10 protein-coding genes and 1 riboswitch are annotated in these 11,764 nt (G+C 60.8%); of the genes, 5 read left to right on the forward strand and 5 right to left on the reverse strand.

Translation table 11 applies throughout. The features are described from left to right. Positions 1 to 22: 22 nt before the first annotated feature. Entirely contained in the window at positions 23 to 1,096 is a 1,074-nt protein-coding gene (locus FHX03_RS28125) for a putative urea ABC transporter substrate-binding protein (protein ID WP_097627868.1), read from the reverse strand. A gap of 74 nt (positions 1,097 to 1,170) precedes the next feature. Beyond that, positions 1,171 to 1,279: riboswitch (guanidine-I (ykkC/yxkD leader) on the reverse strand. Between the two features lie 211 nt (positions 1,280 to 1,490). Then, the gene (locus FHX03_RS28130; RefSeq protein WP_097627869.1) at positions 1,491 to 2,411 is read right to left on the reverse strand and encodes a helix-turn-helix domain-containing protein; all 921 of its coding nucleotides are present in this window, start codon (positions 2,409 to 2,411) and stop codon (positions 1,491 to 1,493) included. Between the two features lie 86 nt (positions 2,412 to 2,497). Here FHX03_RS28130 and FHX03_RS28135 point away from each other — a divergent pair, with 86 nt between their 5' ends. The 5 genes from FHX03_RS28135 to FHX03_RS28155 all read left to right on the forward strand — a co-directional run bounded on the left by FHX03_RS28135 (position 2,498) and on the right by FHX03_RS28155 (position 8,690). Then, complete coding sequence (locus FHX03_RS28135; RefSeq protein WP_097627870.1) at positions 2,498 to 3,772, forward strand: extracellular solute-binding protein; 1,275 nt, start codon at positions 2,498 to 2,500, stop codon at positions 3,770 to 3,772. A gap of 79 nt (positions 3,773 to 3,851) precedes the next feature. Continuing rightward, on the forward strand, positions 3,852 to 4,712 hold the full coding sequence (locus FHX03_RS28140) for a carbohydrate ABC transporter permease (protein ID WP_017992298.1): 861 nt from the start codon (positions 3,852 to 3,854) through the stop codon (positions 4,710 to 4,712). Beyond that, positions 4,709 to 5,545: a carbohydrate ABC transporter permease gene (locus tag FHX03_RS28145; protein ID WP_183856456.1), complete on the forward strand. Its 837-nt coding sequence runs from the start codon at positions 4,709 to 4,711 to the stop codon at positions 5,543 to 5,545. The genes FHX03_RS28140 and FHX03_RS28145 overlap by 4 nt, the downstream gene beginning before the upstream one ends. A 20-nt stretch (positions 5,546 to 5,565) precedes the next feature. Then, the gene (locus FHX03_RS28150; protein WP_183856458.1) at positions 5,566 to 6,648 is read left to right on the forward strand and encodes an ABC transporter ATP-binding protein; all 1,083 of its coding nucleotides are present in this window, start codon (positions 5,566 to 5,568) and stop codon (positions 6,646 to 6,648) included. 38 nt (positions 6,649 to 6,686) lie between these two features. Continuing rightward, the gene (locus tag FHX03_RS28155; RefSeq protein WP_183856460.1) at positions 6,687 to 8,690 is read left to right on the forward strand and encodes an aldo/keto reductase; all 2,004 of its coding nucleotides are present in this window, start codon (positions 6,687 to 6,689) and stop codon (positions 8,688 to 8,690) included. Positions 8,691 to 8,733: 43 nt separating this feature from the next. On the opposite strand, the gene cydX is transcribed toward FHX03_RS28155, so the two are convergent. The 3 genes from cydX to FHX03_RS28170 form a co-directional block, all read right to left on the reverse strand. Continuing rightward, entirely contained in the window at positions 8,734 to 8,856 is a 123-nt protein-coding gene (gene cydX / locus FHX03_RS28160; protein WP_018448946.1) for a cytochrome bd-I oxidase subunit CydX, read from the reverse strand. 100 nt (positions 8,857 to 8,956) lie between these two features. Beyond that, positions 8,957 to 10,111 carry a cytochrome d ubiquinol oxidase subunit II gene (cydB, locus tag FHX03_RS28165; RefSeq protein ID WP_097627874.1) on the reverse strand — a complete coding sequence of 385 codons (1,155 nt, stop codon included), beginning with the start codon at positions 10,109 to 10,111 and terminating at the stop codon, positions 8,957 to 8,959. Positions 10,112 to 10,117: 6 nt separating this feature from the next. Continuing rightward, positions 10,118 to 11,698 carry a cytochrome ubiquinol oxidase subunit I gene (locus tag FHX03_RS28170; protein ID WP_183856462.1) on the reverse strand — a complete coding sequence of 527 codons (1,581 nt, stop codon included), beginning with the start codon at positions 11,696 to 11,698 and terminating at the stop codon, positions 10,118 to 10,120. Between the last annotated feature and the right edge of the window lie 66 nt (positions 11,699 to 11,764).

An 11,764-nucleotide genomic window follows, 5' to 3' on the forward strand; every position in this document is an offset into this window, starting at 1 on the left:
CGCGCCGCTGCTTAAAAATCGCTCAGAGCGAACCGTCAGCGGCCGCCTTCATGTAGGTCTCGGTGAACCGCAGCTTGACGTTGCCGCTATCGCCGAGGATCTTGCCGTCCGGCATTTCGATGCCAATGACGTCGGCGGACGGCGCGCCATTGCCGAGCAGGCCTTTTTCGAACAGGAAGTTGCGGACGAGATCCATTGTCTTCGGCAGGCTGCCCGAGGCAGTGAAGGCAACGGCATCGGCCGGCTTGGCAAACAGCTTGGTGGCTGCGAGTTGGGATTCGAAACCCTTGAGATCGGTGCCCGATGCCTGGCCCATCGCCTCGCGGGCGGCCTTGCCGTCGGCACTGTCTGATGTCAGCAGTGCTGCGGTTTCATACCAGATGCCGGCGAGCGCCTTGCCGAAATTCGGGTTGTCCTTCAGCACGCCTGAATTGGCGACCATCAGGTCGATGATTTCGCCCGGCACCTGCGAACTGTCGAAAACCTTCTTGGCCGTGGGATCTTCGAGGATGGTCGAGACCAGCGGATTCCACGTGACGACAGCCGTTACGTCAGCCGTCTTGTAGGCAGCGACCATGTCGGCATCGGAAGTGTTGACCACTTTGACGTCGCGCTCGGTCATCTTGATGCTTTCGAGCGCCCGGGCCAGCAGATAGTGCGAGACGGAGAATTCGACGAGATTGACGTTCTGGCCCTTGATGTCGGCAAGGCTCGCCTTGTCTTTCAGGATGACCGCATCATTGCCGTTCGAAAAGTCGCCGACGATCACGGCTGTGGTATCGACGCCGCCGGCGGCCGGGATCGACAGTCCGTCCATATTGGTCAGCGTCACGGCATCGAAGGCACCGGCCGTGTACTGGTTCATCGATTCGACGTAGTCGTTGAACTGGGTGACCTCGATTTTGATGCCGTATTTGTCAGCCCATTTCTTGACGATGCCGTGATCGGCCGCGTATCCCCACGGCATCCAGCCGACATAGATCGACCAGGCGACCTTGAAATCGGTCTTCTGTTCGGCTTTCGCGATGGAGCCGACGCCCAGCGCCAAGGATGCCGTCAGTGCGGTGATTGAAAGAAGCTTCGAAAAAGTCTGCATTGAAATTCCCCTTTTGCTTTTCGTCAAAAGGGATCGGCAATGACCATCGTGCCGCCAATCCCTTGGCTTACGAGGTCTCCCGGGCTTTTGTCCCGCCGTGCACCCGGCGGGATGTCTCCCCCGCCGGTGGCAGCTCTCGGACCAGCCGCGCCCTGCGACGCCGGAACCCTAGCCACCAACTCTGCAGCTATCGAAGCAAAGGGCGTGCCAAACTATAAATTGTTGAATTCATTGACGGTGAACAGGCTGTCTTTCGCCCGCAGCCTGAATAGTGCATGCACTTGCACAGTAAATGCGCACTTTCTGCCACCATCTTAAGCGCCGACGTCTTTCTGCTCAGAGGAAAGGCAAGCGGCAGAACAGGTAAAACGCCGAAGTGCGACACGTCCCCGATCTAGTTCCGGAAGGCGCCGGCGGGGACCGTCGTCACCAGCCGGATATCGCGGCGGAAGTCCGATGGGGACATGCCGGCGATATGGCGAAAGGATTTGTTGAACGCGCTGATCGAGCCGAAGCCGCTGTCCATCGCCACCTGCAGCACGTTGGCGCCTTCGCTCATCAGCATCGCCTGGGCGCGCGACAGCCTGAGCAGCGTCACATATTTGCTCAGCGTCATGCCGGTCGATCGCTTGAAGAGGTTCATCGCATATTTCGGATGCAGGTCGGCGGCGCGGGCAATGTCGACCGAATCGATGTCCTGCAGGAAATTGGCGGCGATGAAATCGCACATGCGTGCAACGTTGCGCGAGGAATTCGGATGCGGCTGATCGCCTTCAAGGCTGGCGACCGTCTTCGATGTCGTCATCGAATAGGGTTCGAGCGCGATACGCTCGATGCGCAGCAGCAATTCGTCGACCGCGTGCTGAGCCTTGGCGGAATCACCGGACTTGGAATAGCGGAACCAACGGGCGAAATTCTCGTTGTCGGCAGCATCGGTCGCCGAGGTCAGCAGCGTCTCGCCCTTCATCAGCCGGCTGGAAATGCTGATCGGCAGGCGCAACCGGAAGAAATAAATGAGCGGCAGATGGGCGCCGGCATAGAGCGAATCATCCGAGGATTCATCCATCTGATGCGGCTGGCCACCCCAGAAGAGGCACATTTCGCCGGCGTTCAGCCGAAATTCGTGGTCGCTCATCCGATAATGGACAGTGCCGCGCATGACGAAGTTGACCTCAACCTGCGCATGCCAGTGCGGCATAGCCATGACCAGCGGATGGTCATGAAACATCTGCAGCGCCGTCGGCGAACCCTCTATGCTGCTTGCGCCGGGCTGATAGATTGCACTCGTGCCGACCTTACTTTCCGCCAAATCCATGTTCCCTTTTTAGGAGACAGCCGCTCCCTTGCGGATAGTCTAACCGCGTTCGTGAAAAATCGGCAATTGAAAAGGGAGGATTTTCAATGCGCTTCAAACTTCTCGCTGCGACCGCAGCTGTCGCACTGCTTGCTTCCGGCTCCGCATTCGCTGAGTCGGCCAATCTGACCATCTGGAGCTGGAATGTCGCCGCATCGGCATTGAAGTCCACGCTTCCAGGCTTCAACAAACAGTTTCCCGATATCAAGATCACCGTCGAGGACCTCGGCAACAGCCAGGTCTTCGACAAGACGCTGGCTGCCTGCGCCGCCGGCGGCGACGGCCTGCCTGACATTGTCAGTATCGAAAATTTCGAGGCTGAAATCTTCTGGAGCCGTTTCCCGGATTGCTTCGCCAATCTGAAGGAGCTCGGCTACACGCCCGAGATCCAGGCGAAATTCCCTGATTTCAAGCGCACCGAGCTTGAAGTCGGCGATGTCGCCTATGCCATGCCGTGGGATTCCGGTCCTGTCGCCGTCTTCTACCGCCGCGATCTGTACGAAAAGGCCGGCGTCGATCCGAGCACGATCAGCACCTGGGACGATTTCATCGCTGCCGGCAAGAAGATTTCCGCCGCCAACCCCGGCGTCGTCATGGCGCAGGCCGACTTCAACGGCGACAGCGAATGGTTTCGCATGATCGCCAACGAACAGGGCTGCGGCTATTACTCGACCGACGGTCAGAACATCACCATCAACCAGCCGGCCTGCGTCGCCTCGCTGCAAAAGGTGAAGGAGATGAAGGATGCCGGGACGCTGACGTCGGCCAACTGGGACGAAAAGATCCAGGCCAATACCGCCGGCAAGGCCGCAAGCCAGCTGTATGGCGGCTGGTATGAGGGCACCGTGCGCTCGACCTCTCCCGATCTCAAGGGCAAGTGGGGCGTCTACAGAATGCCGAGCCTGACCGCCGATGGCCCGCATGCGGCCAATCTCGGCGGTTCGTCGCTCGCCATTTCGGCGACATCCGCGAATAAGGAAGCCGCCTGGAAATTTGTCAATTACGCCCTCGGCACGGATGAGGGTCAGATCACCATGCTGAAGGAGTTCGGTCTGGTTCCGTCGCTGCTTTCGGCTGAGAAGGATCCCTTCGTCAATGAGCCGCAGCCCTATTGGGGCGGCCAGAAGGTCTGGGCGGATATTCTGGCGACACTGCCGAAGATCGTACCGAGCCGCGGCACCGCCTTCCAGAGTGATGCGGAAGCCATTTTCAAGGCGACGCAGACGAAGTTCTTCGCTGGCGGCTATCCCGATGCGAAGGCGGCTCTCGACGACGCCGCCAAGCAGATCGCTTCGGCGACCGGCCTCCCTATCGCGCAATGAATGACGATGCCGGGCGCTTCAGGCGCCCGGCTTTCCCCCGGCAAAGCGGCCGGTCATTCATTCGTGAGGAGGAGGCTTGATGCCGTTCAGAACCCGGAGCGCCTACGCGTTCCTCGCCCCCTATCTGCTGGTCTTTGCCACCTTCTGGGTCTGGCCGATCATCAATTCGTTCCTGATTTCGTTTCAGAACACGCGAATCAATCCGTGGAAATTCAGTTTCCAGGCCAATTGGGGCCGGCTCTTCTATGACCCGGCCTTCTACAATGCTCTTTACAATACGCTGATCATCCTGCTGATTCAGGTGCCGGTGATGATCGCACTCGCGACGGTCATGGCGGTAATGCTCAATTCGCCGCTGCTGAAAGCGCGGCCGCTCTTCCGCTTCGCCTTCTTTGCGCCCGTCGTCGTCGGCGAGGTCGCCTATGCTGCCGTCTTCCGGCTGATGTTCAGCCTCGATTTCGGCATCATCAACAAGCTGATCTCGGCCGTCGGTCTCAGCCCGGTCTCCTGGTTCGACAATGCAAATGCCGCCATGGCGCTGATCATCCTTGCCGTCACATGGCGCTGGGCGGGCTACAACGCCATCATCATCCTCGCCGGCCTACAGTCGATTCCTGACGATGTCTATGAGGCGGCGACACTCGACCGGGTGAGCAAGATCCAGCAATTCTTTCATATCACCCTGCCGCTTCTGAAACCGATCATCCTCTTCTGCGTGGTTCTTTCAGTGATCGGCACCATGCAGCTCTTCACCGAGCCCTTCCTGATCACCAATCGTGGCGGTCCCGGCGGCGGCACCGAGACGCTCGGCCTGCTACTTTATCGCCAAGGCTTCACCTCGCTGAACTTCGGCTATGCCTCGGCGATCGCCTATACGATGGCTGCCCTTGCCGTGGCGATCTCGCTTCTCAATCTCTGGGTCGGGAGGGATCCGAAATGAGATCCAAATCGCAATCCCTTCTGCTGCGTCAGATCGCGCTGCATGCCGCACTGGCACCGCTTGCTCTGATCTGGCTGTTTCCGCTGTGGATGATGTTCGTCTTCTCGACGATGCCCGACAACGGCATCTTCAGCCCTGACATCGTGCTCTGGCCATCGACCAACTTCATCGAGAATTTCAAGAACCTGCAGGCCGATACCGATTTCATCGGCGCCATGGTGATCTCCGTCGGCGTCGCGCTCATCTATACGGTCCTGTCGGTACTGCTGACCTCGATGGCGGGCTGGGCGCTGGCGCGGTACCGTTTCGTCGGCCGCTCCATCGTCATCGCCATCATCCTCGGCACAATCACGCTGCCGTTTTCGGTGGTCGTCATCCCGCAGTTCATCATGGTGGCACGCGAATTCAAGCTGGCAAACACCTGGGTGGCGCTGATCGTGCCGCCGCTGTTCAATTCGCTCGGCGTGCTGTTCATGCGGCAATCCTTCTCGATGATGCCAGGCGAGCTCTTTGATGCCGCTCGGGTCGAAGGCGTCAAGGAATGGCAGATCTTCCTGCGCATCGCCCTTCCGCTGGCGCGTCCGACCATGGCGGCACTGGCGATCATCCTCTTCCTCGCCTCGTGGAACAACTACCTCTGGCCGCTGCTGATCAATTCCAAACCGGGAATGATGACGGCGCCGGTGGCATTGGGAACGCTGATCGGCCTCACCAAGGTCTCCTGGGGCGGCATCATGGCCGGCGCGGTGCTGCTGACAGCGCCGATCCTTGTCGTCTTCGTGGCTCTCCAGCGCCATTTCATCGCCGGCATCGCGGCCGGCGCAATCAAATAATCGAACAATAGGGAGGCTGCATGGCAGAGCTTTCACTCAGCAATATCGTCAAGCGCTTCGGCGGCTTCGAGATCATCCATGGCGCCGATCTGGAGGTGAAGGACGGCGAATTCGTCGTCTTCGTCGGCCCCTCCGGCTGCGGCAAGTCCACGCTGCTCAGGATGATCGCAGGTCTCGAGGACATCACCTCAGGCGAGCTTCGGATCGGCGGCAGGGTCGTCAACGACGTCGAACCGGCCGATCGCGGCATCGCCATGGTCTTCCAGTCCTATGCGCTCTATCCGCACCTCACCGTCGAGGAGAATTTGAGCTTCGGCCTGCGGATGAACGGCAACCCGAAGGCCGATACCGAGCGGCGTGTGCGCCACGTCGCCGAGATCCTGCAGATCACCGAGCTGATGAAGCGGCGGCCGAAGCAGCTTTCCGGCGGCCAGCGCCAGCGCGTCGCAATCGGCCGCGCCATCGTGCGCGAACCGGAGGTTTTCCTGTTCGACGAGCCTCTGTCGAACCTCGACGCCGAACTGCGCGTCCAGATGCGCGTCGAAATCTCCAGGCTGCACAAGCAGCTCGGCACGACGATGATCTACGTCACCCACGACCAGACCGAGGCGATGACGCTTGCCGACAGGATCGTCGTGCTGCGCGCCGGCAATATCGAACAGATCGGCGCCCCGCTCGACCTCTATGACGATCCCGCCAACCAGTTCGTCGCCGGCTTCGTCGGCTCGCCGAAGATGAATTTCCTCAAAGCCGTGGTGGTCGAAACGCAGCCGGGCGGGGCGGTGATCGCGCTGGAAAGCGATGCCAATATGCGCCTGCCGCTGCCCGTCACCGAACCCATCGAAGCCGGCACGAAGGTGACGCTCGGCATCCGTCCCGAACATTTCGTCGATGCCGGCATGGGTGACGCCGATCTCACCGTCGCCATCGACGTCGCCGAACATCTCGGCAACACCAGCTACATCTATGCCGCCATCGGCAGCGAGCAGCTGATCATCGAGCGGCCGGAATCGCGCACCGCCGGCAATCGCGAGACGCTGACCGTCGGCCTTCCTGCACGCCACACATTCCTTTTCGACGGCGTCGGCAAACGGCTTCGCTAAACCACAAATCCCAAGGCAGAAAGACGAAAGAGGTTTCCATGACTTCCGATCAACCGATCCGCTGGGGCATCATCGGCCCCGGCACCATCGCCCGCACCTTTGCAGACGGCGTCGCTCATTCGCGCACCGGCAAACTGGTGGCGATCGCCACCCGCGACCCTTCAAAGCCGGGACTGGCAGAAAACTTCCCCGGCGCCCGCATCGTCAACGGTTATGAGGCGCTGCTTTCCGACCCCGAGATTGATGCGGTCTATATCTCCGTGCCTCATACCGGTCATGCCCAATGGGCGATCAAGGCCGCGCGCGCCGGCAAGCATATCCTTGTGGAAAAGCCGATCGCGCTTTCGGCCTATGATGCCGAAGCCGTTTATTACGAGGCCAAGAAGGCCGGCGTCTTTGCCGGCGAGGCCTTCATGTACCGCGTGCATCCGCAGACGGAGAAGCTGGTCGAACTGATCAAGAGCGGTGTCATCGGCACGCTGCGCATCATTCGCTCGAGCTTCGGCTTCAATATGGGCAGCTACAGGCCGGAGCACCGGCTGTTCGCCAACGATACCGCCGGCGGCGGCATTCTCGATGTCGGCGGCTACCCGGTCTCGATGGCAAGGCTGATCGCCGGCGCCGCGGACGGCAAGGCCTTCCTCGACCCGGAGAAGGTTTCGGGCGTCGCCCATCTCGGCCAGAGCGGCGTCGATGAATGGGCCTCCGCCGTGCTCAAATTCCCGAACGAGATCATTGCCGAGGTCTCCTGCTCGATCATGGCGCAGCAGGACAATGTGCTGCGTATCATCGGCTCCGAGGGCCGGATCGAAGTCGCCGACTTCTGGTTCGCCTCCGGCCATAAGGGCGGCGTGGGCAAGATCGAGATCTTCAAGGGCGGCAGCCGAGAAACCGTCGAACTCAGGGAGGATCGCTGGCTCTATTCCTTTGAGGCAGATGCGGCGGGCGATGCCATCCGCGCCGGCAGAACCGAGTTCAGCTCTCCCGGCATGAGCTGGGCGGATTCGATCGGAAACCTGCGCGTGCTCGACCAGTGGCGCGCCTCGGTCGGCCTCGAATACGGCGTCGAGAAAGCGGCAAAGCGAACGGCCAACATTGCCGGCGGTGCTGTCACGCGCGGCAACAGCATTCCGCAGCGTGAGATACCCGGCATCTCCAAGCCGGCCTCGGTCGTGACACTCGGCTTCGAATTCTTCCCGAACTTCGCCGCCGCCTCGCTGACGCTCGACGCCTTCTACGAGGCCGGCGGCAATGCCTTCGATACGGCCTTTGTCTATGGAGCCGGCAAGACGGAAGCGATCTTCGGCGACTGGCACACGAGCCGAAAGGTCCCGCGCGAGGAGATCGTGCTGATCGGCAAGGGCGCGCATTCGCCCCTCTGCTATCCCGACATGATCGCCAAGCAGCTCGACCAGTCTCTCGACCGGCTGAAGACCGACTATGTCGACATCTACTTCATGCATCGCGACAATACCGACGTGCCCGTCGGCGAGTTCGTCGATGCCATGGATGCCGAGGTCAAGCGCGGGCGCATCCGTGGCATCTTCGGCGGATCGAACTGGACGCGGGCGCGCTTCGACGAGGCGATCGCCTATGCCGAAAAATCAGGCAAGGCGGCGCCGGCGGCTCTCTCCAACAACTTCTCGCTTGCCGAGATGCTCGATCCGATCTGGGCCGGCTGCGTCGCCGCTTCCGATGACGACTGGAAAAAGTGGCTCAACGAGAAGCAGATTCCGAACTTCGCCTGGTCGAGCCAGGGTCGCGGCTTCTTTACCGACCGCGCCGGCCGCGACAAGAGAGATGACGAGGAGATCGTCCGGGTCTGGTATTCCGAGCGCAATTTCGGACGCCGCGACCGCGCCATCGAGCTTGCCAACAAGCTTGGCCGCAATCCGATCCACATCGCGCTCGCCTATGTGATCGCCCAGCCTTTCCCGGTCATTCCGCTGATCGGGCCGCGCACCGTCGCCGAGCTGGAAGACAGCCTCTCGGCGCTCGACATCAAGCTGACACCTGATCAGGTGAAGTGGCTGGAAGGCTGAAGCAATAGAGAGGGCGCGGTTCAAAACCGCGCCCTTTGCTTTTCTACTTGCGCGGCTCGGAAGTTTTCTTCCTGGCCGCATCGTCCATCAGCTCGTACCACATGGCGTTGAGGACAGCGAAGGCCGCGGCTAGCGGCAGGCCGAGGATCCATGCAAAATACCACATCGTTTGGTCTCCCTCAGAGCAATTCCAGGAAAAGTGCGAAGCGGTTTTCCGTCCGGAATTGCGTAGAAACAAAAGGTTAGAGCGGTTCTCCTGAATCGCTCTAGTAAGCGTGACTGTTCTTGTCGGTGATCGACTTCTCATCGACCTTGCCCCACAGAACCTTGTAGACCCAGGCTGTGTAGGCGAAGATGATCGGCAGGAAGATCACCGTCACCACAAGCATGATGAACAGCGTCATGTGGCTGGAGGATGCATCCCAGACCGTCAGGCTCGATCGCGGATCGAGCGAGGAGGGCAGGATGAACGGGAACATCGACAGGCCGACCGTCGAGATGATGCCAAAGATCGCCACCTTGCTGAAGAGCAGCGTCATGACCTCGCGCCTTGCCCGCATGGCAATGAAGGCCAGTGCCGCGCCGACGAAGCCGAGGACGGGCGCGATGATCATCCACGAGTGGGTGGTGTAGTTGGTGAGCCACGCGCCTTTCTCCAGCGCCACGGTCTTCAGCAGCGGATTGGAGGGACCGATCGGGCTGATATCGCTGGTGATGCGATAGCCACCGACGCCGATCCACAGGAAGAGGCCGCCGAGTGCGAAAAGCACGATAACGGCAAGGGCGGCGATGCTGCCATAGCTTCTGGCACGCACCGCGACCGGGCCACTCGACTTCAACACCAGCCAGGCCGCACCATGCATCGTCAGCATGGCTAGCGAAAGCAGGCCGCAGAGCAGCGCATAGGGGTTGAGCAGGGCGAAGAACGAGCCCTCGTAGAAGATCCGCATATCGTCGGCAAAGCGGAAGGGCACGCCCTGCAGCACATTGCCGACGGCGACGCCGAAGATCAGCGACGGCACGAAACCGCCGACGAAGAGCGCCCAGTCCCAGCCGTTCCGCCAACTGGCGCTTTCCCGCTTCGAACGATATTTGAAGCCGACCGGGCGCAGGATGAGCGCGAAGAGGATCGCGAACATCGCCAGATAGAAGCCCGAGAAGGACACCGCATAAAGCGGCGGCCAGGCGGCGAAGATGGCGCCGCCGCCGAGGATCAGCCACACTTGGTTGCCCTCCCAGGTGGCGCCGATGGTGTTGATCGCCACGCGCCGTTCCGTGTCGGTCCGGGCGACGAAAGGCAGAAGGGTGCCGACGCCGAGATCGAAACCGCCTGTTGTCGCAAAGGCGATCAGCAGCACGCCGAGCAGCAGCCACCAGATGAGACGCAGGGTTTCATAGTCGATGAGTTCGTGAAGGATCATGGCAGGTCACTCCGCGGCCGAGACGAGGGTTTCGGAAATCAGAACCGCTTCCGGCTCGTCGTCCGGCTCCGGTCCTTGCTTGATTGCCTTGATCATCAGGCCCATCTCGATGACGATCAGCGTCGTGTAGAGTGCCGCAAATCCGATGATGGTCAGAAGCACGGTGCCGGCGCCAAGGCTGGAGACGGCGGCGGCCGTCGGCAACACGCCTTCGATCACCCAGGGCTGGCGGCCGAACTCGGCGACGACCCAGCCGAGTTCAATGGCAACCCAGGGCAGGGGGATCGCCAGCACGGCAATCTTCAGAAGCAACGGATATTTGTCGAGATGGCGGCGCGCCGACAGCCAGAAGAAGGTGGCGGTCAGCAGGATGAAGAAGATACCGAGGCCGACCATGATGCGGAAGGACCAGAAGAGCGTCGGCACGTGCGGGATGGTATCGCGCGCGGCCTGAACGATCTGCTCGTCGGTCGCCTGGCGAGGATCGTCGACGTAGCGCTTCAGAAGAAGAGCATAACCAAGATCATGGCCGAGATCCTCGAAGGAGCTGCGCACTTCCAGCGCAACCTGATCCTGCGCCGGTGCCGAACGGATCTGCATCAACGCGTCGTAAGCCTTGATGCCATCGCGGATGCGGGTTTCGGCCTGCTGTTCGAGCTTGTCGATGCCGGGGATTTCGGTGGTCAGCGACCGCGTGCCGATCAGGCCCATGACCCAGGGAATGTGCACGGCAAAATGCGTTTCGCGGGCTTCCTGGTCGGGGAAGCCGAAGGCGGTGAAGGCGGCCGGCGCCGGTTCCGTCTTCCACATGCCCTCGATTGCCGCGAGCTTCATCTTCTGGTTCTCGGTCGCGAGATAACCGCTCTCATCGCCAAGGACGACGACCGAAAGCGCCGAAGCGAGGCCGAAGGAGGCGGCGACCGTCATCGAACGCTTGGCAAGCTCGATATGCCGGCCCTTGATTATATACCAGGCCGAGACGCCGAGCACGAAGATCGAAGCGCAGACGTAACCTGCCGATACCGTATGGACGAATTTCGCCTGGGCCACCGGGTTGAAGACCACATCGAAGAAGCTTGTGATCTCCATGCGCATCGTTTGCGGATTGAGCGCCGATCCCACCGGGTTCTGCATCCAGCCATTGGCAATCAGGATCCACAGCGCCGAGAAGTTCGAGCCCAGCGCCACCGCCCAGGTGGCGACGAGATGGCCGACCTTCGACAGCTTGTCCCAGCCGAAGAAGAACAGACCGACGAAGGTCGCCTCGAGGAAGAATGCCATCAGGCCCTCGATCGCCAGCGGCGCACCGAAGATGTCGCCGACATAATAGCTGTAATAGCTCCAGTTCATGCCGAACTGGAATTCCATGACGATGCCGGTGGCGACGCCGATCACGAAATTGATGCCGAAGAGCGTGCCCCAGAATTTCGTCATCTGCCGCCAGATCTGGCGGCCGGTCATCACATAAACCGTTTCCATGATCGCCAGGAGCACGGACAGGCCGAGCGTCAGCGGTACGAACAGAAAGTGGTAAAGCGCCGTCAGCGCGAATTGGAAGCGCGAAAGTGCTACGATATCTAGTTCCATTGTCTTTCTCCCACGGTCCCACGGGGCCGGAGCGTTCCTCAAGCGCCGGATGGCGTGAGGGCATGC

The organism is Rhizobium sp. BK456, assembly GCF_014194045.1.
Taxonomy (GTDB): domain Bacteria; phylum Pseudomonadota; class Alphaproteobacteria; order Rhizobiales; family Rhizobiaceae; genus Rhizobium; species Rhizobium redzepovicii.

Bases quoted from the DNA above. Each gene is read 5' to 3' on its own strand.
- FHX03_RS28125 (WP_097627868.1), bottom strand. From the start codon at position 1,096: ATGCAGACTTTTTCGAAGCTTCTTTCAATCACCGCACTGACGGCATCC.
- FHX03_RS28130 (WP_097627869.1), bottom strand. From the start codon at position 2,411: ATGGATTTGGCGGAAAGTAAGGTCGGCACGAGTGCAATCTATCAGCCC.
- FHX03_RS28135 (WP_097627870.1), top strand. From the start codon at position 2,498: ATGCGCTTCAAACTTCTCGCTGCGACCGCAGCTGTCGCACTGCTTGCT.
- FHX03_RS28140 (WP_017992298.1), top strand. From the start codon at position 3,852: ATGCCGTTCAGAACCCGGAGCGCCTACGCGTTCCTCGCCCCCTATCTG.
- FHX03_RS28145 (WP_183856456.1), top strand. From the start codon at position 4,709: ATGAGATCCAAATCGCAATCCCTTCTGCTGCGTCAGATCGCGCTGCAT.
- FHX03_RS28150 (WP_183856458.1), top strand. From the start codon at position 5,566: ATGGCAGAGCTTTCACTCAGCAATATCGTCAAGCGCTTCGGCGGCTTC.
- FHX03_RS28155 (WP_183856460.1), top strand. From the start codon at position 6,687: ATGACTTCCGATCAACCGATCCGCTGGGGCATCATCGGCCCCGGCACC.
- cydX (WP_018448946.1), bottom strand. From the start codon at position 8,856: ATGTGGTATTTTGCATGGATCCTCGGCCTGCCGCTAGCCGCGGCCTTC.
- cydB (WP_097627874.1), bottom strand. From the start codon at position 10,111: ATGATCCTTCACGAACTCATCGACTATGAAACCCTGCGTCTCATCTGG.
- FHX03_RS28170 (WP_183856462.1), bottom strand. From the start codon at position 11,698: ATGGAACTAGATATCGTAGCACTTTCGCGCTTCCAATTCGCGCTGACG.